This window comes from Janthinobacterium sp. HH104, assembly GCF_001758715.1.
GTDB classification, from domain to species: domain Bacteria; phylum Pseudomonadota; class Gammaproteobacteria; order Burkholderiales; family Burkholderiaceae_D; genus Janthinobacterium; species Janthinobacterium aestuarii.
Window position 1 is genome coordinate 22,377 of the sequence record NZ_LRIB01000020.1, and the last position, 25,601, is coordinate 47,977.

A 25,601-nucleotide genomic window follows, 5' to 3' on the forward strand; every position below is an offset into this window, starting at 1 on the left:
TGATGAACGGTATATAGCTCTTGCCTGATATTCTCAACCGATTGCAAGAAGCGCGACGCGCAGGCGACAAGGCGGACTCAGCAGACAGCAACGAGCCGGGCGCCGCCGATTTCGACGCCCGGAGCTGGTCGAACGCTTCCTGTTCGGCGGCACCAAGGGGACGCACGCCGACGGGAAAAATCTACTGCATTACGGTTCGTTCGCTGTCGATCTGACTGCGGGTATGCGGCGGGAACTGCGTGGCAAGAGCGTTGAGCCCTCCTGTTGATCGCAACGGCACCGTGCCAGACTGTGTTCGCCGCCCCGTCATCGGCAACGTGCCCGAGGGCGTGAGGGAGGGCGTCCGCCCGCCGACCGGGTCCATTTCAGGGCCAACGAGCCAAACTTGTCAAGACCCCGAAAAACTTATCCCCGTCGAGACCGGAGCCATTACAATTTGTACGCGGTCCGCCATCGATTGCGCGGCATTCGGGCGATGTGCATGAGCACTGCCAGTACGGCATATCCCGCGCGCAGTATCCATTTGTCGACGCTATCACGTAAAGAGTTCAATAAATGGTGACGGCCGCGAGCTATACAGTACATATTATCTTGCTTCCGAGGCTCATCTGGGTGTGTCTTCAACGAACTCATTATACGGTAACGCTTGCAAGCGCTTCCGGCGAGCATCGGGCCTTGAAAAGCAAGGTTAAGCCGTTTGTGAGCGCGGTGGTCGAAGCGATAAATCAAGCGATTGTACGTCGAGCTTAGCCAGAAAAGGCCCGCAATCGCGGGCCTTTTACATGATGGCGTGCATGGCCAGTCGGGCATGCCATGGGCGGGACGGGCGCTCCTTGATGGTGTCGAACAGGTGGTGCAGCTTCGCATGGCGCACCTTGGCGGCCACGTCGTAGCCGCGCACGTAGTTGGCGAAGGCCCGTGGGCTGAGGTGTAGCGGCGCTACGGATGCCACCCAATCGTATAAATCGTCCTCAATAACGGCAATCTCTCCGAAGAGGTCGACTGCTGGTTGGCGTAACTGGTAGGAAAAATAAGCTGCTGGTGGCTTCGGCTTGCGGCGGGTTGTTGTCTTTTTCATTCGAATATAATGCCCGGCGACTTGGGACGGCAATGCGGGGAATAGAGGAGGTGTTTGGCGTTTTACATAATTTCGTAAAAAGCTAGACTTTTTCGAGGAACTGCATGTACTGCTTTGATTGTGCACTCTTTTAGTAATTTTACATAATATAAATTATGCGAAGTTATGGGTGGATTCGTCAAATCCCTCATTTTGCAACTTGTACAATCGCAAATGCGATTTCAGCCTTCTACGCACCGCTGTGGCGCCATGGCTTTTTGCACGGTTCCTTTGCGCCTCGATGCACTGCCCAGCTCGAACACAGCGTGTACGTTCCCCGTTCTTTGGTATTGGCTGTTCCAGTTCGCTTCCGGCTGCTGCTTTGCGTCGCGCTTCGCAGATCGTCCAGCACGCCCGTTGGCCTGTCCACGCGTGCCACTACGGCTGCGGCTCCCAAACAAACACGGTTGCGCGGCGTGCTCTGGCGTATTCGGCTGGCGATGTGGCCAGGCTGCCCGCGCCGGAAATTTCAATGCTCCAGCGTTTAGATGGCGCGTGCGTGGCCAGGCATAGCGCTGCCGATGCCGCGCGTTGCAGGCTGAGCGCGTTGTTGGCGGCCGGCGTGCCGCGCTCGTCGGCGGCGCCGGCAATCTGCACGCGCTGGGCGTTTGGGGAGGCTTTTATCACGTTCGCGGTGAGCCGTGCGCAGTCTTGCTGCCTGGGCGTCGAACTGCCCGTCGCGAAGCTGATTTCGGCTGCCAACGTCCATTTTCCGGAGCCGCCGGCGACGATGCGCGCGCCGCGCTCGTTCTGGCGTTTGATCTCCTGGGCAAGGTCGGCCACGGCGGCGGACAGGCGATTGACGGTCTGCGGGTCTGGCGGGATGAACACCGGGTCTGTCGGCGGCGTCGTGATGTGCCCGCATTTGATGTCCGCCGGACCCATGCAATCTTGCCGCAAGTCCCCTGCCGCCACCTTGGCGTCCATCACGTCGTCGCGCCGGGCGCCGTTGGCGACGGCGGCGTCGAGAACCGGTGCGGCGCTGCCCGGTTTGCCCACGGCCTTGAACATCGCGTTCAAGACGCTGGCTTTTTGTTCCAGCGCCGTTTGATAGGTGTCATAGTCGATCGAACCGCTCCAGAAGCCGACGCAAGCCGAATAGCCTTCCTGGACCTTCTCCCTGACCAGCGGCGCAAACGCAACCGGTTTGATGGAATAGGAACCGGCCAGATAGATACCGGTCTTGCCGAGCGGTACCTCAAGCAGCGTCTTGCAGCCATCTTCAAACGCGGCGCGCAAGCCCTGGCACATGTTTTCTGCCAGCGGATGCACGGCCGGTTCGATGCTGCAGCGGCCTTCGTGCTGGAAACCCGCATACAGCGCGAGGGCCGCCGGGATGATCACTTCCAGGTAGGGACTCATTATTTGGCGACCAGGCCGGCGGCCACGGCGTTCTCGCCGCCGGACACCGTGCATGTCACGGCCGGCGCATTCTTGCTGGCGTCGCGGGCGTTGACCAGGCGCTGGCCGCCCGCCTCATAAATCTGCTCGAGCATCAGGCGCAGCGCCTGGGCTTCGTCATACTTTCCCATGCCCAGACCGATGACAATCGCGCGCGTCTGGTCGAGCGCTGGCCGGATGGCGACGGAAAAATCGTCCTTGGTCAAACACACCTTAGCAGCCGAACTTACTGTTTTCGTTCCGCTTGCCGAGCTTCCTTTTTTCCACTCCACATCCACTTCCTTGATGTGCAGGAAATCATAATAAGGAATCGCAGCAACAAGCACGACGGAATCAATCTCATGGCGCTTGTTTGAAAAGCTGGCGTTGACGGCTGCTTTGTGCGCCTTTTTTTGCTCGGACAAGCGCGCCAGCTGCTGCTCGTACTGCGCCGCATCGTAGGCGGGCCAGGCATTGATGCCTTTGGAAATCTCCTCCATATATCGCTCATGTACCTGCGTCATGGCCGCCTGGTCAGGCCGCGCGACAACTTCTTCCAGGATGCACAGACGCTGCGCGAACAGGGTTTTGACGAGGGCTTCGTCACCGACGCCCGTTGAACTCCACTTGGACGTGATGGGGTTCATTTCCTTGCCCTCGATGACAGGCTTGAGCTGGAACGCCAGCCGGCCGTCCTTTCCCGTGAGGCCAGGACAACTGCCTTGCGCGTCGCCGACCAGCTTTTTTTGCTGGGGAGTCAACTCGGGAGTCAAACTTGCACAACCGGCAAGCATGGCGCTTGCGGCGATGGCACAAAGCCACAAGATCAGCGGGCGCAGTGTTTTCATTCTTATCCCCTGTGTTGAGGCAATAACAATATGCGCAACGATACGCCGAAGATGAGCGTGGAAATACGTTTATTGTCACAATGAAAATCTACAACAACTGTCACCGTGCCCTGGGCAGACGCTGCCCCAGCCGCTCTGCATGGCGTCCACCTCCCTTCCCCACCCTGCTCCCGGCGCCATTCCTGGCACCATACCAGCACGCCGGAAAACAGCCACTGGTATGGCCCGCATCGCCGGTCTACTGGGGAAAGATGGCAACTGGTATTGTGATCTTGCGCAAAGAATAAAACCAGTTGACTACCACCTGCAATGCTTGCACTCTGAAAAATCGGACGGTGTCCAGCCGGCCGGCAAAAAAATACACAAGGAGACGCAATGAACCGGACAGTCATGAATACCCTCATCATTACCCTCTTCGGGGGAACGTTGGCAGCCTGCGGCGGAGGCAGCGAAGTATCCAGCGCAGGCGCCAGCCAGCTGCTGGCCGGCGCCACGCAAGCGGTCGCCTGCTACGCGCCGTGGAACAGCGGCACGGCCTACAACGGTGGCGGCCAGGCCAGCTACAACAACGTCAATTACACGGCCAACTGGTGGACGCAAGGCAATAACCCGTCGACCAGCAGCGGCGGCGCCGGCAGCGGCCAGCCCTGGACGGCGGTGGGAGACTGCGGTACGCCGACACCGACTCCTACGCCAACTCCTACGCCAACTCCGACACCAACGCCTACTCCGACACCTACTCCGACACCTACCCCGACTCCCACCCCGACACCAACACCTACTCCAACACCGACGCCTACCCCCACGGGCCTGGCGAAGCACGCGCTGATCGGCTACTGGCACAACTTCACCAACCCCAGCGGCGCCACCTATCCGATCAGCCAAGTCAGCGACGATTGGGACGTGATCGTCGTGTCGTTCGGCGACAACGCGGGCGGCGGCAATGTCAGCCTGACCATCGATCCGGGCGCCGGCACGGAAGCGCAATTCATCGCCGACGTGGCTGCCAAACGTGCCAAGGGCAAGAAAGTCATCCTGTCGCTGGGCGGGCAAAATGGTTCCGTTTCCGTCAGCAACACGGCTGAAGCGACGAATTTCACCAACAGCCTGTACGCCATCATCACCAAATATGGCTTCGACGGCATCGACCTGGACCTGGAAAACGGCGTGGCGCAAGGCGCGGCCATCCAGACCTATCTGCCGATCGCCGTGAAAAACCTGAAAGCCAAGGTCGGCAGCAGCTTTTACCTGTCGATGGCGCCGGAATGGGTGTATGTGGAAGGGGGCTACACGAGCTATGGCAGCATCTGGGGCGCCTATATTCCCATCATCAACGCCCTGCGCTCGGAGCTGACGGTGCTGCACCCGCAGTACTACAACAATGGCGATATCTATACGCCGTACGCCACGGGTCCCATCAAGGCCGGCTCCGCCGACCAGCTGGTGGCCACGGCGCGCATGCTGATCGAAGGTTTCAATTACGGCAGCAATACCTTCGCCGGCCTGCGTCCGGACCAAGTGGGCTTTGGCGTGCCGTCAGGGCGCAGCTCGGCCGGCTCGGGTTTCACGACGAATGCCGACGTCAGCAACGCCCTCAATTGCCTGACGCGCCTGCTCAACTGCGGCACCATCAAGCCGTTGCAGGCGTATCCGGACTTCCGTGGCGTGATGACGTGGTCGATCAACTGGGATCGCCACGACAACTATAATTTCTCCGTGCCGACGAAGACCGTGCTGAAAACCTTGCCGTAACGCAGCAAACAGGCCGGACGAGCACTGCCCTCCTCCGGCCTGCATACTATATAGATAGGCGTGCTTACGCTACGGGCTGGTACACGAGACGATCCGGGTCGGCAATCAGGCGGTCCAGCACTCGGTCGCGCCAGCTTGGCTTGCCGTCATGGGCAAGCACATGGCGGGCATAGGCGCAAAAGCAGGCAGCGTCGAGATGCCCGGCGCGAGGAATACCGCCAAAACGCCGGTCCAGCACGAAGAACCGCAGGCGCCAGGTGATGTCCGTCGCGCCGGCCACATCGGTTCTTTGCCTGTCTTCACGCGTGACGGCCACGGAAATGAGCTGCGCATGGCGTTGCCGCAGCTGGCAGAACAGGCGCCAGGCCTGCATGTCCGGCTCATAGTGGCAGGTTGACACGCCGCGCACGAGCGGATAGCGCCCGGTGCGGCGCGCAATGCGGTCGCAGGCGAACTTCGCCAGCACCGTGCGGTGGTTGCCGCCGCCATCCGTGTACCAATCGTGGCCATCGATGGAACTGAGCACGATGCCATTGTCGAGTTCGCCGTTGAAATAGTAGTCCGGATTGCGTTCATATTGAGCAAAAACGGCGCGCATCTTGCCCGGTTTGTATTGCGGTGTCAGCGCCGCGTCGCGCCACGACTGGCCCGCATAGTGGTCCGACTGGCCGACGACGCTGCGCATATCCATGAGAGCGTTGCTCCGCAGGCGCTCGCGCACGACGAAATCATCGAGATTGGCGCCGTGTTGCGCAGGAAAAACGTCGCGCCACTCGGCAATCACTTGCTGCGACCAGGGCTGTGGCGTGGTCAGTACATCGTCAAAAAGGGTGGGCATGCTGTTCTCCAGAAACCCCAGCACATGCTGGTTTACTGTGTAGGCAGCAAATGCGCGTTTTGGACGGGATCAGGCAGATATCATTCAATTTCATATTTCGATAGTCTGTAGCTATTGATCCGTTTGAAATATTTTGCTTCCTTTTGTAAATGAGAATCGTTACTATCTAAATCAAGGATAAGCGAATTCAACAGAAAGGAGCCTCCCTTGTTTACAGCCATCAAAACATTCAGCCAGGTTTGCACGCATATGTCGATCGCCTTCGGCCTCGCCTACTTGCTCACGGGCTCCTTGGCGCTCGGTGGCTTGGCAGCAATCATCGAACCGATCATCAACGTGGCTCTGCTGCCATGGCATGAAAAAGCCTGGCACGCCATCCGCCGCCGCTACGCCGCCAGCCGCCTGGGCTTTGCCGCCCTGGCCGGTGAAAAACTCAGCCAGACGACCCTGCACATGGGCGTGGCGTTCGGCGTCATGTACTGGGCCACCGGTTCCATGGCCTTTGGCGGCTTGCTGGCCGTGGTCGAGCCGATCTGCAACGTGATCGTCCTGCCCTTCCACGACCGGCTGTGGGAAAAAGCCCGCTTTCGCCTGGAAAGCCGCGGCGCGGCGCCGCTGGCGACGCTGCCCACCTGATATTTTTCACTCAAAAACAAGGACTGGGGCCGGACCCGGCGGGTCCGACCCCGGCTTCTTGCCGTAGGCTAAAGCCGATATGGCGGCCGGTTTCAGCCGCCTTCATGGCATGCTGACACCTTGCCCGCCCACACGGGAGGCCTTTTTTGCACCCACGGCGCCGCTCGCTCCAGCTGTCCCGCCAGGCGCAGCAAGATTCCATCGTTCGCATAACCGGCCATGAACTGCATGCCGATCGGCAAACCGTCATTTGACATGCCGAGCGGCACGGACATGGCCGGCAAGCCCGCCACGTTCGCCAGCGGCGTGTACGGCGAATGCTCGAACAGGCGCGCTGTCCAGCCAACACCGTCAAGTTTTTCCTCCTTTTCGCCATAGCGGCCCAGCTGCCACGGCACATCCGCCATGGTGGGCGTCAGCAGCACGTCGTACTGGCCGAACAAGGCGCCGGCCTGGCGCGTGACGGTATTGCGCACGTCGAGGGCGGCCACGAAATCGACTGCCGAGACCGTCTTGCCATGGCGGTAGCAGGCCAGGGTCGCCGCTTCCAGTGTGTCGAGCGACACGGCGCGCCCGCTTTCCTGCGCCAAGGCGTCTATCCACGGCACCAGGTTGGCGCACCAGATGCTGGCGTTCGCCTGCACGAACGCTTCCCACGACACGCCCAGCGCGGGCGAGACTTCTTCCACGTGGTGGCCCAGGCTTTCCAGCAGGCGCACGGTCGTGTCCAGCGCGGCATCGATGGCTGGCACGGGATGGGTGCCATTGCAGGCGGCGCGCTGCACAGCGATGCGCAGCTTGCCCGGCGCCACGCTCACTTGCGACAGCCAGCTGTGGCCGGGCGCAGCCGTCACATATGGCTCGCCCGGCAGCACACCCTGCACGCAATCAAGCAAGGCGGCGCTGTCGCGCACGGTGCGGCTCACGCCCAGCTGCACGCCCAGGCCGCTGAAAATTTCGTCCATGGCGGGACCGTTCGAGACACGGCCACGGCTCGGTTTCAAGCCGAACAGCCCCGTCGACGCGGCAGGCACGCGGATGGAACCGGCCGCGTCAGTCGCATGGGCCAGGGGCACGATGCCGGCCGCGACGGCCGCCGCCGCGCCGCCGCTGGAACCGCCCGCGCTCAATGCCACGTTCCAGGGATTGCGCGTGGCGCCGTAGAGCACGGGTTCCGTGGTGGTGGCAAAGGCCATTTCCGGCGTGCTCGTGCGGCCAAAGGTGATTAGTCCCGCCTGGCGGAACTGCGTCATCAGGTGGGAATCCAACGCGGCGACATGGCCGGCGCCCAGGCGGCTGCCCGCTTCGCTGCGCTTGCCTGCCATGGTGACGGCCACATCCTTGATCAAAAATGGCACGCCGGCGAACGGCGCCGTGTGGTCGATGTGTGTGAAATCGGCTGGCCACAGCTCGACCACGGCGTTGATGTGCGGGTTGACGGCAGTACAGGCGCGCACGGCCGCATCGTGCAATTCCGCCGCAGAGACGGCGCCATCGCGCACTAGTTGGGACAGCCCCAGTCCATCAAAGCTTGTATATTCATGTAGTTGCATCAGTTAGCTCCTGTAAAAGATGAAGAGTGAGAATCACAGGAACTACTGTAGGGCTTGCGCTATCATAGCGGAAATGAATAGTTGATATACAAGGTATAGTCGTGAACAATCTGCATAAATTGGATTTGCACAAGCTGGACTTGAACCTGCTGCTGACCCTGAATGCCTTGCTGATCGAGCGCAACGTGACGCGGGCGGCCGCGCGGCTGCACCTGAGTCAGCCTTCCGTCAGCGTACAGCTGGGCAAGTTGCGCGCCGCCTTCGACGATCCGCTGCTCTTGCCCGGTCCGCGCGGCATGCTGCCCACGGCCCGGGCGCTGGCCCTGTTTGCACCATTGCAAGCCGTGCTGGCCCAGCTGGAGCAAGTCTTGCAGCCGGAACAGGCGTTCGATCCGGCCACGGCCGAGGTGCGCTGGAACCTGGCGGCGGCAGACGCCACCGAATATGCGATCCTGCTGCCCATGCTGCCCGCCCTGCGCGCGCAGGCGCCGTTGTCGCGCATGGCCGTGTTCGAGGCCGTGCCGGCGCGCATGGCGCAAGACCTGGAAAATGGCCAGGTCGACCTGGGTTTCCTGGCGCAGGAAGAAGCGCCACCCGGCTTGCGCCACCGCACCTTGTTCACCGAGCACTACGTGCTGGCGGGCCGCCGCGACCATCCGCTGCTGCAAACGGCTCCCGACCTCGACCGGTTCTGCGCGCTGGAATTCATCGTCGTCTCGCCCAACGGCGGCGGTTTCCGCAGCAAGGTCGATACGGCCCTGGAGCAGCTGGGCCGGACGCGCAAGGTGGTGCTGTCCGTGCCGCATTTCCTCATCGTCCCGCCCTTGCTGGCAGCGTCCGACATGGTAGCCCTGCTGCCGTCGCGCCTGCTGAAAAACGCGCTGGGCGGCCTGCGCACGTGGGAGCCGCCCGTCAGCCTGCCCGATTACGAGATGGCCATGGTCTGGCACGAGCGCATGCACCTGGACCCGGCGCACCGCTGGTTGCGCGAACGCATCATGGCCTTCTGAACCCTAGGCTGCCTTCGGTTTGAGCATGCCTTCCACGATACCCAGAACGGTCTGGCGGGGCAGCAAGCGCGGCAGCCACGCCAGCAGCCGGTTCGGCCTGCCCGCCACATGGCTGCTGCGGCCCTGGTCCAGCGCACGCAGCGCTTCATCGACGACGGCTTGCGGATCCATGCGCTTGCCCACGGCCGCTTCGGGCGCGGCCACGACGTCGAAGAAGGCCGTCTCCGTGGCGCCCGGGCACAGGGCCAGTACGCGCACGCCGCGGCTGCGGTTTTCCGCCCACAGCGCTTCCGAGAACGACAGCACGAAAGCCTTGCTGGCGCCATACACAGCCATGTAGGGATCGGGCTGCAGGGCCGCCGTGGAGGCCACGTTGATGATGGCGCCCCGCCCTTTTGTCAGCATGTGCGGCAAGGCGCAGTGCGTCATTTCCATGAGCGCAGTGCAATTGACGGTCACTTCAGCCGCCTGGCGCGCTAGGTCGATGCTTTCGAAGCGGCCATGCGTGGCGAATCCCGCGTTATTGATCAGTACGTCGGGCGCCATGCCCAGCGACCAGGCTTGCGCATAAGCTTGTGCTGCGGCGCCGGGCTGGCTCAGGTCGGCCACCAGCGCATGGGCGCGGATGCCGTGGCGCTGAGAAAGTTCCTTCGCCAAGTTATCGAGCACGGCGCCGGAACGGGCCAGCAGCAGCAAATGGGCGCCGCGCGCGGCCAGGGTTTCCGCAAAGACGCGGCCGATGCCGGACGAGGCGCCAGTGATCAGCACGGTCTGGTTGGTGAAATTGAAAGCGGTCATGGCAGTGGTGTGGAGTAGATGAAGTTTTCAATGTAAACTGTAGACTTTAGTCCACGGTCAAGCGTGGAATGCAAAAAAGTGCACATGGCTGCGTTGCATAGGCTTGCCATGCACATTTTTCGCATCCCACAAATTAGTAGAAGGTCAAAAAACCATGCGTATCGGAGAAATCACCCGCCTGACAGGCGTCAGCAAGGACACGGTCCGCTTCTACGAGCGCCAGGGGCTGCTGGATGAAGCCCCGCAGCCGGGCCTGACGAATAACTACAAGGAATATTCGGCGCAAGCCTTACGGCGCATCGAGCTGATCGGCCACGCCAAGGCGCTGGGTTTTACCTTGAAGGAAATCGCCGACGTGATTGCCGTCTGGCAGGAAAACGCGCTCGATGCGCAGACCAAACGAGCTATGCTGGAAACGAAAATTGCCCAGATCGACGACAAGGCACGCTCGATGGCCGTGCTGCGCGCGGGCCTCGTCGATGCGCTGGCCAAGGTGGAGACGGGCTGCAACGATGTGGCGCCAGTGGAATACAAGAATAAATACAAGGACAATCAATGAGCAACTATTACACGCGCTACCGCCACCTGGCGATCGAGGACGCCAAGCCTGCCCCCACAGCGCGGCAGATCGCCGCCATCGAGGCCTTGCTGGAAGCGCCCTTGCCGGCGGCCTTCCTGGCGTTCTTGAAAGTGGCCAACGGCGCCTGTTTTGACTACACCTGTGATGTGCCGGACGGCAATGGCGGCGTGGAAAAAATGGGCTTCAATACCTTCTTCAGCGCCGATGAAGGCGATTTCTGCGATGAAACACTGGTCGGCGAAATCCGCGCCGCGCGCAAGCACACGGACATGCCCGTGCGCATCCTGCCGTTCGCCCGCGATGGCGGCAATTCCATGGTCTACCTGGACCTGACGGACGAAGGCGGCGGTCGCGTGCTGGCCTATGTGCAGGAATTGCCGGACTGGACGGGCAAGCGCGCCCACGGCCTGATGGAACTGGCGCCATCGTTCGACGCCTGGCTGGACAGCCTGTACATCGACCGCGACACGGTGCTCGATGAACTCGAACACAGCGTTTCGGAACCATCGCACCTGGACGCGATGGCAGAATGGCTCGATATCGGCATGCCCGCCTGGCGCCGCGATGCGGGCATCACCGCTTTGTTTGCTCTTAAACAAGTCGAATTGTGCGCTAACGAACAGGACTAGTCCTACGGACATGATCGCGACTGTCCTATGGGTGTGCGCAGGCTGCTGGCTTAACATTGTCATCAGCTTGTAGAAAAAACCACACCCGAAAGGATTTGCCATGCCTATCCCTACCACCAGTTCCCGTACCCCCTCCCTGAAAAGCGTGGCCATCGGCGCCGCCGTGGCCTTATTGAGCGGCATCGCCATCAACAGCATCGCCGCTGCCGCACCGGGCGCGTACGACAAGCAATTCCTCAGCAAGGCCGCAGACGCGGGCAGCACGGAAATTGCCGCAAGCAAAGTAGCGCAAAGCAAGAGCACCAATGCGGAAGTGAAGAAATTCGCCGATGCCATGGTCACGGACCACACGAAAGTGGCTGACGAGCTGAAACAGCTGGCCAGCAGCAAGCAGATCGAGGTCAGCGACCAGCCCGGCAAGAAACACCAGGCGCAGATCGACAAGTTGAGCCGCCTGGAAGGTGCGCAGTTCGACAAGGAATATGCGGCCACCATCGGCGTGGCGGCGCACAAGGACGCCGTGAAACTGTTTACGGATGCCAGCCAAAAGGCCAGCGATCCCGAGATCAAGGCCTTTGCCGCGAAGACCTTGCCAGCGTTGCAACATCACCTGGAAATGGCGAATACCTTGCATGCGGCAGTGGGCAAATAGCCAAGTTGACGGCAATTAGCGGGGACATGCTTGCTGTACGTGCCGTACGGCAAGCATGTCTGCTCTTGACATACAATGCGGCAACTTCGTTTTCGGCCATGCCATGACCTCATGCAGCTACTCAAGAAAACCGGCCTGATCGCCGCCGCCTTCCTGCTCATCTTCCTGCTGGCAGGCTGGCTCTTCATCAAAGTCAGCGCGGCGCGCAATGCCACCGTGTATGCACAGCAGTGGAACGACCAGGGCACGTGCGTGATCAAGACCTATGTGCCGCACTACGGCAATGGCGTACCGCAGAACATCGTGCGTGCGCTGAGCACATCCACCTTCTTCCGCGTGTACCACAAGGATGGCACCTTGTTGGAAAGCACGGAATGGGTGCTCGACATGCATGAAGACGGCATCCTCGACCATGCACGCTGGGGCCAGAACCAGAACCGCGCCATCTACCCGACGGACCTCGGTGATGAAGGCTGGACCTTGCCCGAATGCGCGTGAACGGTAAGTAATCATGCAAGAAGCAAAACAAAAGGGCCTGCGCGGCCCCTGGGTTGACGTGCCATATGAACCCGCGCTCTATCATTTCCTCGGTCCCTTCGACGTGTATGACCGCGAACACACCCTGGGCGCGGAGCTCGCCACCTGGAACATGAACGACCCGGTCCAGCGCGCGGCGCTGATACGGCGCGACATCACGTCCCAATACAAGGAACTCAGCTACCGCCACCGCCATGCGCTGGTGGCCGTGCTGGCGCAGGCGTTGCAAGACCCCGCTTTCGATTTCCAGGCCATCCTCGAGCACGACCCCGAGAGCACACACGCCCTGCCCGCCGTGTGGGATGAAATGGACGATCCGCGCGCTTTTTTCGCCGACATTTACCGGCTGGCACAGCAGGACTGGCGCGACGACCTGGCGCGCGCCGCGGCGGAAGACCCGGCCAGCTGGTAGCGCGGCGCGGCCGCCACACTATCGATACGATAGCTTCCCGCCGCTTTTTCTCTCTGTCAGCGCGATTGCGGCCACTTGCACGCGACGTTGCAAAAACGCCCCACTCAAAAAAATACTGTTGCACCAGCGCATGTCTGCTGGCATCGCGCTACTATGAAACGTCGGCACTTCGATAGGCGCCGCCTCACCGCACCGGTTCCCCGCCGGCTTTCCCCTGCCGCAATGTGAAGGAGATTCTCATGCCCAAGTTCACCCCTGCCATTTGCCTGTCGGCCATGCTTGCCGCCGCGATGCTGCCCGGTATCGCCAGCGCTGCCGAAGGCGGCGCCACGCGCGCCGATGCCGAAGCGATGGTCAAGAAAGGCGTGGCCTATATCAAGAGCGCCGGCGACGCCAAGGCGTATGGCGAGATCACGGCCAAGTCACCCCAATTCATCCTGCACGACCTGTACCTGGTCGTCTATAAACTCGACGGCACGGTCGCCGCGCATGGCGCCAACCCGAAAATGGTCGGCAAGAACTTGATCGAGCTGAAGGATATCGACGGCAAGGCCTTCGTCAAGGAACGAGTCGACCTGGCCAAGAGCAAGGGGACGTTCTGGCAGGAATACAAATTCACGAACCCGGAAACCAAGAAGATCGAGCCAAAGGTGATGTACTGCGAGAAACTGGCCGATTCCGTCGTCTGCGGCGGCATCTACCTGTAGCCGGCCGCCGCGCGGCCAGCGCCGGGATGGCACACCGATCTCTCAACGAACTTTTCAACGCTACGGGCCTCAATGAAAATCGCACAGAAGATGTTGATCGTCCCGGTGGTCGCGCTGGCTTGCCTGCTGGCTATGGGTGCCTTGTCCTACTTCGCCATGCAGCAGAATGAGCAGCGCATGCACGAACTGAAAGACGTCACCCTGACGGCCGAACGGCTTGCTAACCAGCAAGCTATTGCCTTGGGACAGGTACATGCCGACGTGTACGCGAAGATCGCCATCGCGGCCAGCCTGTCCGAAGAGCAGTTCAAGCAATTCGGCGCGCAAACGGATGGCCAGCTGAACGCCATCGCGCAAGGCTTGAAGGAGCTGCAGAAATTCTCGGGCGCCGCCACGGAAGCGGGTCAGGCGCTGCCCGGTGTCGAGCGCTACCGTGCCAGCGTGGCGCAGGCGCTGGACCTGGCGTCCATGGACCCGAACACGGGCGTGGCCGCGATGCAAAATGCCGCCGGACACTACCAGCAAGTGCGCGGGCAGCTGCGCCAGGTACTGCTCAACCTCGACCAGCGCACGGTTGTGGCCTTGCAGGAAACAAAAAATGCGGGCCAACGCGCCGGCTGGCTGTCGCTGGGCACCATGGCTGTCGGCTTTGCCTTGCTGGCCCTGATCGCCACATGGGTGGCGCGCTCCGTGGTCGGGCCCATCGATGACGCCTGCCGCGCGGCTGAAAGCCTGGCCGCCGGCGACCTGACCACGCGCATCGAAGCCCGGGGCGACGACGAGGTGGGCAAGCTGACCCGGGCCCTCGCCACCGTGCTGAAGAACTGGAACACTTTATTGGGCGACATACGTCAGGCGGGCTCCACCATCACGGTGGAAGCGAGTGAAATCGCGCTGGGCAATGCGGACTTGTCGGCCCGTACCGAGTCGCAAGCCCATTCCTTGCAAGAAACGGCGTCGTCCATGCATGCCTTGACGGATACCGTGCGCGAGAATGCCAGCCATGCGCACCAGGCCAACCAGATGGTGCTGTCGACGTCGAATGTGGCGCTCGAGGGCGGGCGCGTCGTGGGCCAGGTGGTCGAGACGATGGGTTCGATCAAGGCCAGCTCCGGGCGCATCGTCGACATCATCGCCGTTATCGACGGCATCGCGTTCCAGACGAATATCCTCGCGCTGAACGCGGCCGTGGAAGCGGCGCGCGCGGGCGAACAGGGGCGCGGCTTTGCCGTCGTCGCCACGGAGGTGCGGGGCCTGGCCCAGCGTTCGGCCACGGCGGCGCGCGAAATCAAGCAGCTGATCGAGGATTCCGTGGCCAGGATAGAAACGGGCAGCGAGCTGGCCGACAGCGCCGGGCGCACCATGGGAGATATCGTCGCCTCCGTCCAGCAGGTGACGGAAATCATGAACGACATCACGGCGGCCAGCCAGCGCCAGAGCAAGGGCATCGAGGAAGTCAACAATGCCATCACGGAAATGGACGAATTGACCCAGCGCAATGCCGCCCTCGTCGAACAATCGGCCGCCGCCGCGCAAAGCATGCAGGACCAGGCGCATGACTTGCTGCGCGTGGTTGACGCCTTCCGCCTGGGCGATGGCGGCCCGCCGTTGCTGCCCCGTCAGTAACGTTGCGGCATCGCAGCCTGTGCGCAGGCCAGCATTTTCCTGCCCGCCTCGGCCAGCGCGGGGTCCAGGTCCGTCTGCAAGGCGCTACCACGGCTGTTCTGATCCTCGTAACTGCCCAGCATGGCCGCATACAGCGAGGCCTGATCCTGCTTGCGCCAGGTGGCGCTAGGCAAATTGCCAGGGGTGACAGGTATGCCGGCGCTGAAGTAGCCATACAGGCCGCCCACCTGTTTCTTGTGCAGCCATTCCATCAATTGCACGATGCGGTACTGTTCCAGCAAGCTCAGTGCGTGAACATTGACGCTGGATAAGGCGTAATACAGTTCCAATCGGGCCATCCAGTTGCCTTTTTCGCCGGCCGCCACCAGCGCATCCCAGGCGGGGCCGGCGCGCACCTTGCGCACATCGCCCGGCAATGCCATCCACGCTTCAACAAAGACCTGGTCCGGCACGGGGCCATAGTCAGCGGGCGCGCGGCAGACGAACTGGCGCGCATCGGGCCCGCCATCCTTGAGCGCGCTGGCAATCTGCCCGGCCACCTTGTCGCCGATGCCCAGCAGGCGCTTGCCATAGCTTTCCAGGGTCCAGTTCGAAGGCAAGCGTCCCAGCCAAGCCAGATCATCGTCGTTGGCGCGGGCCTGCACCGCATAAGCGGCGATCCTGGCCTGCATCTTGACTTCTTTCTGCTGCTCCGCCAGCTTGCGCGCCTCTTGCTCTTCGTCATAGCGGCTCGTGGTCTTGGCCAGTTGCATGCATTGCTGGAAGGCGTCCGGCACCCCCTGCCAGCATGCGGCGGGCACCTTCAACTGCCAGCGCATGCTGACGGTTTTCAGAATATACGTGTCTTCGCCCTCCTCCCCTTTGACATAGGCGCGGCCGTCGGCCTTCGTCACGCCTTTGGTCAGCTGCTTGCCGCCAGCCGTGCTCCACGTATACGGGTCATCGTCCTGCGGCACGCCGGGCGCGGCGTACAGGGTCAGGTAGTGGCCGGCTGCCGCAGGCGCATCGGCGGCATGGCTGAGCGGCGACAGCAGGGATAAAGCCAGTAAAGTTCTTCCAGGTGTCAGTTTCAGCATGCAGCAATCGTCAATGAAGTTCGGTGTGGCAGGCGCAGTCGTGGCCGCTGGCTGCTTCGGACAGGTTTTGCAGGATCGCGCAGTCTTGCGACGGCTGCGACTGGTCGCACTGGTGGCGCAGGGTCACCAGTTGCTGCTGCAATATTTGCAAATTCGCCATTTGTTCGGCAATGCGCAAGATATGGTGGTCGAGCAATTCATTGACGCTCTGGCACCCTTCCGCCGGATTGTTCTTAAATTCCAGCAAGGCGCGGATATCGGTCAAGCCGATCTGCAGGGAGCGGCAATGGCGGATGAATTGCAGCCGTTCCTGGTGTTCTTCGCGGTATTCGCGGTAGCCGGCGCTGTTGCGGCCAGGTTCCTGCAGCAAGCCCGCCTTTTCATAATAACGCACGGTTTCCACGTCACAATCCGTCCGTTTGGCCAGTTCTCCGATACGCATGGCATCTCCTTTCATTCTTTCGCGCAAATTGCGCTTGACCCTGTAGCGGCTACAGGGTTTCTAATGGAAGCATACACGAAACCGGAAGGACGATGCGATGCCACACGATAGCCACGATCACGACCACACCCATGCGCACGAACATGAGCACAAGCACGACCATCAGCATGAGCACAAGCATGACCACAAGCATGACCATGCGCCCAAGGCGGTCAGCTGCTGTTCCAGCCAACATGCGTGCTCGTCCACGCCTGCCGCTCCGTCTGGCCCGGCCCTGCCCAGCACCGCCATCGCCGGCGCGAACACGGCCAAATACCGCATCGCCAATATGGATTGCCCCACGGAAGAACGGCTGATCCGCAACAAGCTGAGCAATATGGCCGGCGTCGTGGGCCTCGATTTCAACCTGATGAACCGCGTGCTCGACGTGCACCACACGCTGGCCTCGCTGGCCACGGTGGAAGCGGCCCTGCACGGCATCGGCATGCAAGCGATTCCCATGGAAGCGGACGCCACCGTCGCACGGGATCCGAACGAAGGCAGCCTGAGCGGCCTGCAAAAAGGCTTGCTGGTCGTCTCCGGCCTAGCTGCCGCAGCCGCCGAAGCGCTGGCGTGGACCACGCATGAAGACAGTTCGCCACTCGTCATCGCCCTGGCCCTGTTGTCGATCGCCACGGGCGGCTGGCCGACCCTGAAAAAGGGCTGGATTGCCCTGAAAACATTCACGCTGAACATCAATTTCTTGATGAGCCTGGCGGTTTTCGGCGCCGTCGCCATCGGCCAGTGGCCGGAAGCGGCCATGGTCATCTTCCTGTTCGCCATCGCCGAACTGATCGAGGGCTTGTCCCTGAACCGCGCACGCAACGCCGTGCACAGCCTGATGCAGCTGGCGCCCGATACGGCGACAGTGGCCGACGCCAGTGGCGCCTGGCAGCAAGTATCCGTCGCCACGGTGGCCATCGGTGCCTTGATGCGCGTCAAGCCGGGCGAACGCATCGCGCTCGATGGCGTGGTGGCCAGCGGCGAATCGTCCGTCAACCAGGCGCCGATCACCGGTGAAAGCATGCCCGTGGACAAGGCCGTGGGTGACGTCGTGTATGCGGGCACCATCAATGAACGGGGCTTGCTCGACGTCACCGTGACGGCCAACAGCGGCAACAGCACCCTGGCGAAAATCGTCAAGGTGATCGAGGAAACCCAGGGCAAACAGGCACCCACGCAACGCTTTGTCGACAATTTCGCCCGCTACTACACGCCGGCCGTCGTCGTCTTCGCCATTTTGGTGGCCGTGCTGCCGCCACTGCTGCTGGGCCAGCCGTTCATGGCCTGGGTCTACAAGGCGCTGGTGATGCTGGTGATCGCCTGCCCTTGCGCGCTCGTCATCTCCACGCCAGTGACCGTCGTCAGCGGCCTGACGGCGGCCGCGCGGCGCGGCATCCTGGTCAAAGGCGGGCAATTCCTGGAAACGGGCTACCGGATCAAGGCCATCGCCGTCGACAAGACAGGTACCCTGACCATGGGCAAACCAGCGGTCACGGACGTGGTGGCGCTCGATGGCGGCAACCGCGACACTATCCTGCTGCTGGCAGCCAGCCTTGATGCGAACTCGGCCCACCCCCTGGCCGCCGCCATCGTCAAGGCAGGTCCGCCCGCCAGCAGCCACTTGCCCGTGACCCAGTTTGCCGCCCTGCATGGCCGCGGCGTGCAAGGCACGATCGCTGGCCAGACATATTACCTGGGCAACGCCCGCCTGATGACGGAATTGAAGATACTGACGCCGGCACTGCAAGCTATCCTGGCGGGACTGGAACAGCAGGCATACACAGCCATGGTGCTGGCCACCTCAGCCGGTGCGCTGGGCGTGATCGCCGTGGCCGACGTGCTGCGCCCGACGGCGGCGTCCGCCATCGCCAGATTGAATGCGCTGGGCGTCACCACCGTGATGCTGACGGGAGACAATGCGCTGACGGCGCAGCGCATCGGCGCCGAAGTCGGTGTCAGCCTGGTCAAGGCGGAGTTGCTGCCGGAAAACAAACTCGATGAAATCAAGGCCTTGCAGCAGCAGTTCGGCGTGGTGGCCATGCTCGGTGATGGCGTCAACGACGCTCCGGCCCTGGCGCAGGCCGACATCGGCTTTGCCATGGGCGCGGCCGGCAGCGACACGGCCATCGAAACGGCGGACGTGGCCCTGATGGATGACGAACTGGGCAAATTGCCTGAATTCATCAGCCTGAGCCAGCGCACACGCAGCATCCTCGTGCAAAACATCAGCTTTGCCATCGGCATCAAGGCCGTCTTCTTCGGCCTGGCCCTGGCCAGCATGGCAACCCTGTGGATGGCCGTGTTCGCCGACGTGGGCGCCAGTCTGCTGGTGGTGGCGAACGGCCTGCGCTTGCTGCGCAAGAGCCAGCAAGCATAGTCCCTAGCAGAAATATTTCCATCTGGACAATTGCTGTAAAAAACGCTACTTTGGCGCTTGATCTCCACCGCCGCCAAAGTAGCCGATGACCTTCCTGCCCCGCCTGACCCTGCTGTCTACCTTGCTTGCCAGCACCTGCCTGCATGCCGAACCCCTGGTTTTCACGCCCTGCTCCGATACGGCCGCTCCCGGCAGCCTGTGCTCGGGCTTGAACGTGCCCGGCAGCTACGATGCCCAGGGTCGTGCCATCGGCGACGCGGATGCCATGCACGTCTTCGTGCGCAAATTTGCTGCCGATGTGCCTGCCGGCAAGCCGGCCAAAGGCACTCTGTGGCTGGTGGCGGGCGGCCCCGGCGAATCGGGCGCCGCGTTCTACAGCCTGCTGCCCACCTTGCGCCGCAGCTTTCCCGGCTTTGAATTCCTGATTCCCGACCATCGGGGCACGGGCCATTCTTCGCGCCTGTGCAAGGTGGAAGAGTCCGAGCAAAGTCCCGGCGGCCGCGCCCTGGCCGGGGCCGAATGGGGCAGCTGTTTTGCCGGCATCAACCTGGTGCCGGAATACGCGGGCCAGTTTTCCATCACGATGGCGGCGCGCGACTTGAAAGCCCTGATCGAAGGCGAACAGGGCAAGAAGAAGCCGCCTGTGTATGTATACAGTGTGTCGTATGGCACGCAGCTGGTCTTGCGCACCTTGCAGCTGGGGCCGCTGCCCGTCCAGGGCGTCATCTTCGACTCCTTGGTGCCGCCGCAAACGGATGCGCGCTGGGACTTGAGCCAGCGCTCGCACGTGGTCAACACGGTCGGCATGCAGGTACTGGCCCGCTGCGATGCGGATGCGGCTTGTCACGCGGCATTGGGCGAGCCGGCCGCAAACCTGTACCGCCGCGTGCTGGACAAGGCGCAAGCGGACCCGGCCCTGCTGGCGACCATTCCCGGCAAGAACCTGAAAAACTTCCTTGGCGGCATGCTTGACGTGCCTGCCGCGCGCGCACGCATCCCGTATCTGCTGCAAGACCTGGACCGGGGCGGCGAAGCGGAACTGGCGTCCGTGCGCGCCACGTTGGCGGACGCGGCGGCCAGCCTGGGCAGCTATCCCCAGTCGCCGCTGTCGATTCCGCTGGTCAATATCATCAGCAATTCGGAAAACAATCTGCAGCCGTCGTTGCGGCCCGGCTGGACGGCCGCGGACATCGCCCGAGACGAGGCGGATTTGCTGTTTACCAGTCCCCTGCCCCGCATCCTGCTGGGCGGCGGCTTGCCCACCTACCCGCGCGACGCCTATTTCGGTGTCTTGCCGGAGAAAATGCCGACAACTTTGGTACTGCAGGGAACGCTGGACCCGAAGACGCCATACGCGGGCGCGCAGGCGCAAGTGCGGGCTTTGACACTGAGCAAGGCTGGCAAGGTGGCCCTGTCCACCGTGCAGAACGCCCCGCATTTCATTTTATGGACGGCGCCCGCCTGCTTTGAACAGGCCAGCACCCGTTTTATTGCCGGCAAACCGGCGCAGGATTGTACCCTGTAATGCCCAAAACGATATAAAAGAGGACGATATGCGCATCACAGGCCTGGCATTGCTGCTGTTATCTTGTTACGGCGTAGCGCAAGCGGCGCCGTCCGCCGCCCCGTCCATCTGCGCCTCGCCCGCACAGTCCATCCGCGAACAAGGCTATGTGCCCATCAATGGCATCGAACAATGGATCACGGTCACGGGCGCCGCCTGCGGCAATCCCGTGATCCTGTTCATTCATGGCGGCCCCGGCAATGCGCTCAGTCCGTATGCGGACGCCATCTACGCCGGCTGGGAGCGCCACTACACCCTGGTGCAGTGGGACCAGCGCGGCGCCGGCATGACGTATGCGAAACAGCGGCCGACGGAAGACGTGCCCTTGACGGTGGAACAGATGCGCGACGACGGCATCGCCGTGGCCCGCTATATCGAACAGCATCTGGGCCAGCAGAAAGTCATTTTGATGGGCAGTTCCTGGGGATCGATACTGGGCGTGCACATGGCCAAGGCGCGCCCCGACCTGTTCCATGCGTATATCGGCACGGCGCAGGTGGTCAATGCGCGGGATAATGAAACGGGCATGTACCGGGAAGTGATGGCGCTGGCGCAAGCTGCGAACGATGCGCCCACGGTGGAAAAGCTGACGGCGCTCGGTGTGCCGCCATGGCGCGATCCGCGCAACTTCGGCATCTTGCGCCGCTTCGACCGCAAATTTGAGGGAATGGCAATGGATGCGCCGCCAAAACACTGGTGGCAGCCGGCGCCGTTCTACGCCACGCCGCAAGCCCTGGCGGCGGCCGAGGCGGCCGATGACTATTCCTACATCCAGTTCATCGGCCTGCGCGGCGACGGCATGTTCGCCAAGGTCGACCTTCCCGCGCTGGGCACGCGCTTTGACTTGCCCGTGTTTTTCATCATGGGCGAAGCGGACTTGCTGACCTCGCCCGTCATCGCGCGCACATATTTTGACAGCATCACGGCGCCGGCCAAGGATTTTACCGTGGTGAAACGCGCCGGACACGACTCCAACCAGGCCGTGCTTGACGCCCAATGGACGGTCTTGCGCGACAAGGTGGCGCCGCTGCTGAAGCGTTGATCCATCAGACCGAGATCGAGATCGCCCGGCGCGCCCGCAGGTGCAGGTGGCGGATGGTGGCAGCAGCCGCCATCAGGATGGCCGAAGCCGTGGCCAGCACGACAATAAATGCCTTGTCGAAGGCCGAGCGGGCCAGTTCAGACACTTGCAGGCCCAGTTCGGCCGGCAATTGCTCGGCGGCCAGCAACGCTGCATCAAGCGTGTCATGCGCATTCGGCAACAGGCCCGCGCTTTCCGGTATCACCAGGGTGGCGCTGTAGACGGCCGACAAGATGGTGCCCAGCACCGTCACGCCGATCACGGCGCCCAGCTCATACGACACTTCCTCAATCGACGCGGCCATGCCCGCTTGCTGGGGAGCCACGTTCAGCATCACGGCGCTGGACGCGGCCGTCATGACGGCGCCCAGGCCCAGGCCGAGGATTACCAGGCTGGCCACTTGCGCCGAAACGGCGGCGTCATGCAGCACCAGATACGACGCCATACCGATACCGGACAGCAGCAGCGAACCCCACAGTACCTTGGCCTTGTCGGCGCGAGGCAGCATGAATCCCGTCAACGGCCCGGCAAACACGGATGCCAGCGGCAGCGGCAACAGCAGCAGACCCGCTTCCAGCGGAGACAGTTCCCGCACCAGCTGCATGTGCTGGCTCAGCGCCAGTTCCATGCCGATCAGGGCGGCGGACGCCACCATGGCGGCGGCCACGGCGCTGGAAAACGGCAGTTCGCGGAACAGGGCGAAATCGATCAGCGGCTTGGCTTGCCGCTTCTGGCGACGCACGAATTTGAGCATGAAGAAGGCGCCCACGGCGAAAGCAAGGGCAGCCAGCGCATACGACGGCTGCGACTTGCCCAGCTCCTTGATCGCATACACGCCACCAAGCAGGCCCATCATGATTTGCAGCGAGCCCACCAGATCCCACGGTTTGTCGCGGTTACCGGCCCGTTTCGGCAGGACGACGGCGGCAAGCACCAGGGTCAGCAGCACGATGGGCACGTTGATCAGGAACACGGAACCCCACCAGTAATGTTCCATCAGGAAACCACCGAGCACAGGGCCAAACGCTGCGCCGCCCGAGGCGATCGCCGCCCATACGCCGATGGCGAACGAGCGCTCGCGGTTGTCCGTAAAGGTCAGGCGGATGATGGACAAGGTGGCCGGCATCATCAGCGCGGCGCCGATTGCCAGCAGCACGCGGGCAAAGATCAGCCATTCGGGCGCGGGCGAAAACGCGGCGCACAGCGAGGCGATGCCAAATACGGCCAGGCCGGCAAGGAAAACGGGTTTGTGGCTCAGACGGTCACCGAGGGTGCCGAAGCCGGGCAACAGACCGGAGACGACCAGCGCGTAGACGTTGATGATCCACAGTTTTTGCGAGGAGGAGGCCTGCAAGTCGCGCGTCAGCGCGGGCAAGGCGGTGTAGAGCACGGTCATGTCGACCACGATGAGGAACAAGGCGCTGGAGACGATGGCCAGCGTCAGCCATTTTTTCATTGGATGCATAAACAACTCATGGATTTTAGTGTAACTTTTAACAACTATCGGTATGGATAAAGCGGGTGCTGCGCAAATATTTACGTTCCAGGCTGCCACGGGCCTGGGCTGGTCGGGGGCGGCGGGCGTCAGCCACGGTCGCCATCCTTGTCATCCACGGCGGTGGACACGGCAACCGCCGCATCGACTACGTTAAGTTCGCGCAGCATGACGACGGATACTTGCTTGAAACCACGGCCCTGGAAGAACTTTTGCGCCGTCAGGTTGTGCGCGCCGCATTCGAGGAACAGCCGGGCGATGCCGTGGCTGTGCAGCTCGCTTGCCACCCACTCCACCAATTGGCTGCCGATGCCGCTGCCGCGCACGGAAGGCAGCAAGACCAGGTCATCGAGCGCGGCGAACGATTTCGAGGCGCGCTGGCGCGTGTCGATGGAAACGAGAGCCATGCCGACGATGGCCTCGCCCGACATGGCGACAGCCAGCAGGGTCGAATCGCCATGCGCCCAGTCATGCGACAGGGCGGCGCGGATTTCGCCACGGATCACCTCAGGCAAGTCCGCGCGCCAGTTGCCGGGCGCGTCGGCGCGTTCGCCCTGCAGCTCCGAATGGGAGATATAGTCGGCGCTGACGTTGTCGAGGTAAAGCTTGCACAAGGTATCTTCGGCGGTGGCGTCGTGACACCAGCTGAAGCTGATGGCGGGTGAATTGGCTTGAGCGTTTTTCATGGCGGATCTCATGTTGTTGAAAATGTAAAGACATTTTATGTCGCCCCTGAATGGCATTCAAGTTAAAATCCATCTGTAAAACAGATAGGTGGATACCATGCAATGGACTTTGGAACAAATGCGCTACTTTGAAGCGGCCGTCGCGGCCGGTTCTTTCTCGGGTGCGGCGCGCCGGCTGGGCCGCGCGCAATCGGTGGTCAGCACCTCGATCGGGCTGCTGGAAGCGGAATTCGGCGTGGAACTGTTTGACCGCTCACGCCGCAGCGCCGTACTGACGGAAGCGGGCAAGGTGATGCACCTGGAAGCGTGCGAACTGCTGCGCCAGGCCGAGCGCTTGCAACTGCGCGCGCAACTGCTGAGTGCCGCTCCCGAAGCCCAGCTGACCCTGGCCCTGGACGAAGCCTTGCCCTACCTGGCCATCGGCACTTTGGTGAAAGAACTGGCGGCGCGCTACCCGGCCCTGGAACTGGTGATGCTCAACGCCACGGCGTCGGAAGTGGCGCAATACGTGGAACAGCAGCAAGCCGACGTGGCCTTCCACTTCGACCGCGGCCCGATCTCGCCCGTGCTGGAGCAACAGCACATCGGCAGCGTGGCGCAAGGCGTGTTCGTGGCAAAAGGCCACGCCATGGCCCACGGCCAGGAAGTGAGCCGCAACGAACTGACCCGCTACCGCCAGCTGATCATGGATTCCGAGCTCAACCGCGAACACGCGTTCAGCCCCGCCGTCTGGTTTTCCGACAGCTTCTACAGTATTGCCGAGATGGTCGCGGACGGTCTGGGCTGGGCGATTCTGCCGCTGAACATCGCCAATTACGACAATTACAAGGGGTATCTACAGGAAGTGCCCTGCCCTGCGCTGGCCTTGTCGCGGCTGCCGGTGCGTCGGCTGTCGATACATGGGAAGAAACTGAGCGAGACGAGTTTGTGGCTGACGGACAGGCTGGCGGAGTTGTTGGCGGATGGGCCGCGGGGGTGAATGTATGTAAGTCAATGTGGAAACGCTTGGGTTTTTAACGCTCAATAGAAGCCAGCTCCTGATAGCTGATCCGGTACGACAAGGAACCTGAGTTAAAGGCCGAGGTATGACACAATGATTTGAACTTGAATGATTGAAAACGGCCGCATTAAATGACCAGGAAAAAATGACTATTAACACCAAACTGAAAAAACTCGAAGATAAAGCCATGGCCAAAGGCGAGTATGCGGTCGCCGCAGCCGCAGCCCATCTGTTACAAGATATAGTCTGCGTGGACAAGCAGATTAACCTGGTTGGGGCGATGCACGAAGTTGGCTACCTGCAAAATTCGTTTTCTCCATACCGGAAAGAATTCAGAGCTGATGAATCGGCATGGATAGAACGCTGTTTAAGCAGACTTGTCACTGCTGACCATGACTATTGGGCGCTTGCATCGCTTCTGGGCTGCAATGGTCCAACGACCGTCAGCATCGCCATTGGCCTGGGTTTCAAATCCGCCGCAACAAGGCTCTACGAACGTTTTGACAAACCCAAGGTCCATGTCAATACTTTATATTTGACAGCCAATGGAAAAGTGCTGCATCCAGTACTGGAAATCGGCTATGACACAGCTGAAATGAAAAATGTCGACGTGGGAAGAGCGCGGGCGCTTAGTTTGGAAAATGCACAATGGCAACCAGGTGATTGTTTGGGCGTAGGCGCACTGTCACTTTCCATGCAGGCCAAACTTCCGCATGGCGCATGGAGGTCGGTATGGACGGCTTTTGAAACATGGGATGCATAA

Annotated in this window: 26 protein-coding genes; 16 read left to right on the forward strand and 10 right to left on the reverse strand. The window is 61.8% G+C overall.

Translation table 11 applies throughout. From position 1 onward, the window contains the following. Positions 1-555 precede the first annotated feature (555 nt). Entirely contained in the window at positions 556-750 is a 195-nt protein-coding gene (locus tag JAB6_RS29935; RefSeq protein WP_368072916.1) for a DUF6232 family protein, read from the forward strand. Between the two features lie 28 nt (positions 751-778). Here the strand turns inward: JAB6_RS29935 and JAB6_RS28855 are convergent, their stop codons facing one another. From JAB6_RS28855 to JAB6_RS05550, 3 genes are all read right to left on the reverse strand, one after another. Beyond that, a complete protein-coding gene (locus tag JAB6_RS28855; RefSeq protein ID WP_139143292.1) occupies positions 779-1,078 on the reverse strand; it encodes a hypothetical protein in 300 nt (99 codons plus the stop codon). Positions 1,079-1,495: 417 nt separating this feature from the next. Then, positions 1,496-2,479: an OmpA family protein gene (locus JAB6_RS05545; protein ID WP_070301685.1), complete on the reverse strand. Its 984-nt coding sequence runs from the start codon at positions 2,477-2,479 to the stop codon at positions 1,496-1,498. Beyond that, positions 2,479-3,345 carry a hypothetical protein gene (locus JAB6_RS05550; protein ID WP_139143293.1) on the reverse strand — a complete coding sequence of 289 codons (867 nt, stop codon included), beginning with the start codon at positions 3,343-3,345 and terminating at the stop codon, positions 2,479-2,481. Before JAB6_RS05550 ends, JAB6_RS05545 begins: the two co-directional genes overlap by 1 nt. A 390-nt stretch (positions 3,346-3,735) precedes the next feature. Here JAB6_RS05550 and JAB6_RS05555 point away from each other — a divergent pair, with 390 nt between their 5' ends. Then, complete coding sequence (locus JAB6_RS05555) at positions 3,736-5,097, forward strand: chitinase (RefSeq protein ID WP_254671484.1); 1,362 nt, start codon at positions 3,736-3,738, stop codon at positions 5,095-5,097. Positions 5,098-5,161: 64 nt separating this feature from the next. Here JAB6_RS05555 and JAB6_RS05560 read toward each other — a convergent pair whose 3' ends face one another. Further along, on the reverse strand, positions 5,162-5,935 hold the full coding sequence (locus tag JAB6_RS05560; protein WP_070301687.1) for a hypothetical protein: 774 nt from the start codon (positions 5,933-5,935) through the stop codon (positions 5,162-5,164). A 207-nt stretch (positions 5,936-6,142) separates the two neighbouring features. Between JAB6_RS05560 and JAB6_RS05565 the strand changes: the two genes are divergently transcribed. Then, complete coding sequence (locus JAB6_RS05565; protein ID WP_070301688.1) at positions 6,143-6,571, forward strand: DUF2061 domain-containing protein; 429 nt, start codon at positions 6,143-6,145, stop codon at positions 6,569-6,571. 92 nt (positions 6,572-6,663) lie between these two features. On the opposite strand, the gene JAB6_RS05570 is transcribed toward JAB6_RS05565, so the two are convergent. Further along, the gene (locus JAB6_RS05570) at positions 6,664-8,124 is read right to left on the reverse strand and encodes an amidase (protein ID WP_070301689.1); all 1,461 of its coding nucleotides are present in this window, start codon (positions 8,122-8,124) and stop codon (positions 6,664-6,666) included. Positions 8,125-8,225: 101 nt separating this feature from the next. On the opposite strand from JAB6_RS05570, the gene JAB6_RS05575 reads away from it, so the two are divergent. Next, a complete protein-coding gene (locus tag JAB6_RS05575) occupies positions 8,226-9,134 on the forward strand; it encodes a LysR family transcriptional regulator (protein ID WP_254671485.1) in 909 nt (302 codons plus the stop codon). A gap of 3 nt (positions 9,135-9,137) precedes the next feature. Here the strand turns inward: JAB6_RS05575 and JAB6_RS05580 are convergent, their stop codons facing one another. After that, on the reverse strand, positions 9,138-9,932 hold the full coding sequence (locus JAB6_RS05580; protein WP_070301691.1) for an SDR family oxidoreductase: 795 nt from the start codon (positions 9,930-9,932) through the stop codon (positions 9,138-9,140). Between the two features lie 154 nt (positions 9,933-10,086). On the opposite strand from JAB6_RS05580, the gene JAB6_RS05585 reads away from it, so the two are divergent. The 7 genes from JAB6_RS05585 to JAB6_RS05615 all read left to right on the forward strand — a co-directional run bounded on the left by JAB6_RS05585 (position 10,087) and on the right by JAB6_RS05615 (position 15,075). Then, positions 10,087-10,491, forward strand: a complete 405-nt coding sequence (locus tag JAB6_RS05585; protein WP_051990904.1) for a MerR family transcriptional regulator — start codon at positions 10,087-10,089, stop codon at positions 10,489-10,491. Beyond that, positions 10,488-11,141: an SMI1/KNR4 family protein gene (locus JAB6_RS05590; RefSeq protein WP_070301692.1), complete on the forward strand. Its 654-nt coding sequence runs from the start codon at positions 10,488-10,490 to the stop codon at positions 11,139-11,141. Before JAB6_RS05585 ends, JAB6_RS05590 begins: the two co-directional genes overlap by 4 nt. A 100-nt stretch (positions 11,142-11,241) precedes the next feature. Then, on the forward strand, positions 11,242-11,793 hold the full coding sequence (locus tag JAB6_RS05595; RefSeq protein ID WP_070301693.1) for a DUF4142 domain-containing protein: 552 nt from the start codon (positions 11,242-11,244) through the stop codon (positions 11,791-11,793). 111 nt (positions 11,794-11,904) lie between these two features. Continuing rightward, positions 11,905-12,291: a hypothetical protein gene (locus JAB6_RS05600; protein ID WP_070301694.1), complete on the forward strand. Its 387-nt coding sequence runs from the start codon at positions 11,905-11,907 to the stop codon at positions 12,289-12,291. 13 nt (positions 12,292-12,304) lie between these two features. After that, positions 12,305-12,742 carry a hypothetical protein gene (locus tag JAB6_RS05605; RefSeq protein ID WP_070301695.1) on the forward strand — a complete coding sequence of 146 codons (438 nt, stop codon included), beginning with the start codon at positions 12,305-12,307 and terminating at the stop codon, positions 12,740-12,742. 239 nt (positions 12,743-12,981) lie between these two features. Then, positions 12,982-13,449, forward strand: coding sequence for a cache domain-containing protein (locus tag JAB6_RS05610; protein WP_034748249.1), 468 nt, complete (start codon positions 12,982-12,984; stop codon positions 13,447-13,449). A gap of 72 nt (positions 13,450-13,521) precedes the next feature. Then, on the forward strand, positions 13,522-15,075 hold the full coding sequence (locus tag JAB6_RS05615; RefSeq protein ID WP_235194178.1) for a methyl-accepting chemotaxis protein: 1,554 nt from the start codon (positions 13,522-13,524) through the stop codon (positions 15,073-15,075). On the opposite strand, the gene JAB6_RS05620 is transcribed toward JAB6_RS05615, so the two are convergent. Both JAB6_RS05620 and cadR read right to left on the reverse strand, forming a co-directional pair. Continuing rightward, positions 15,069-16,151, reverse strand: coding sequence for a hypothetical protein (locus tag JAB6_RS05620; protein ID WP_070301696.1), 1,083 nt, complete (start codon positions 16,149-16,151; stop codon positions 15,069-15,071). The two genes, JAB6_RS05615 and JAB6_RS05620, sit on opposite strands and share 7 nt — an antisense overlap. 10 nt (positions 16,152-16,161) lie before the next feature. After that, complete coding sequence (gene cadR, locus JAB6_RS05625) at positions 16,162-16,593, reverse strand: Cd(II)/Pb(II)-responsive transcriptional regulator (protein ID WP_070301697.1); 432 nt, start codon at positions 16,591-16,593, stop codon at positions 16,162-16,164. A gap of 97 nt (positions 16,594-16,690) precedes the next feature. Between cadR and JAB6_RS05630 the strand changes: the two genes are divergently transcribed. From JAB6_RS05630 to JAB6_RS05640, 3 genes are all read left to right on the forward strand, one after another. Further along, positions 16,691-19,012, forward strand: coding sequence for a heavy metal translocating P-type ATPase (locus tag JAB6_RS05630; RefSeq protein WP_070301698.1), 2,322 nt, complete (start codon positions 16,691-16,693; stop codon positions 19,010-19,012). An 85-nt stretch (positions 19,013-19,097) separates the two neighbouring features. Next, positions 19,098-20,537, forward strand: coding sequence for an alpha/beta fold hydrolase (locus JAB6_RS05635; protein ID WP_083292550.1), 1,440 nt, complete (start codon positions 19,098-19,100; stop codon positions 20,535-20,537). A 28-nt stretch (positions 20,538-20,565) separates the two neighbouring features. After that, positions 20,566-21,618, forward strand: coding sequence for an alpha/beta fold hydrolase (locus JAB6_RS05640; protein ID WP_083292551.1), 1,053 nt, complete (start codon positions 20,566-20,568; stop codon positions 21,616-21,618). A gap of 4 nt (positions 21,619-21,622) precedes the next feature. On the opposite strand, the gene JAB6_RS05645 is transcribed toward JAB6_RS05640, so the two are convergent. Together JAB6_RS05645 and JAB6_RS05650 are read right to left on the reverse strand one after the other, a co-directional pair. Then, the gene (locus JAB6_RS05645; RefSeq protein WP_302622650.1) at positions 21,623-23,113 is read right to left on the reverse strand and encodes an MFS transporter; all 1,491 of its coding nucleotides are present in this window, start codon (positions 23,111-23,113) and stop codon (positions 21,623-21,625) included. Between the two features lie 128 nt (positions 23,114-23,241). Next, complete coding sequence (locus JAB6_RS05650; protein WP_070301700.1) at positions 23,242-23,838, reverse strand: GNAT family N-acetyltransferase; 597 nt, start codon at positions 23,836-23,838, stop codon at positions 23,242-23,244. A 97-nt stretch (positions 23,839-23,935) separates the two neighbouring features. Here JAB6_RS05650 and JAB6_RS05655 point away from each other — a divergent pair, with 97 nt between their 5' ends. Together JAB6_RS05655 and JAB6_RS28860 are read left to right on the forward strand one after the other, a co-directional pair. Further along, positions 23,936-24,817 carry a LysR family transcriptional regulator gene (locus JAB6_RS05655; RefSeq protein WP_034748268.1) on the forward strand — a complete coding sequence of 294 codons (882 nt, stop codon included), beginning with the start codon at positions 23,936-23,938 and terminating at the stop codon, positions 24,815-24,817. A gap of 166 nt (positions 24,818-24,983) precedes the next feature. Beyond that, positions 24,984-25,601, forward strand: a complete 618-nt coding sequence (locus tag JAB6_RS28860; protein WP_139143294.1) for a hypothetical protein — start codon at positions 24,984-24,986, stop codon at positions 25,599-25,601.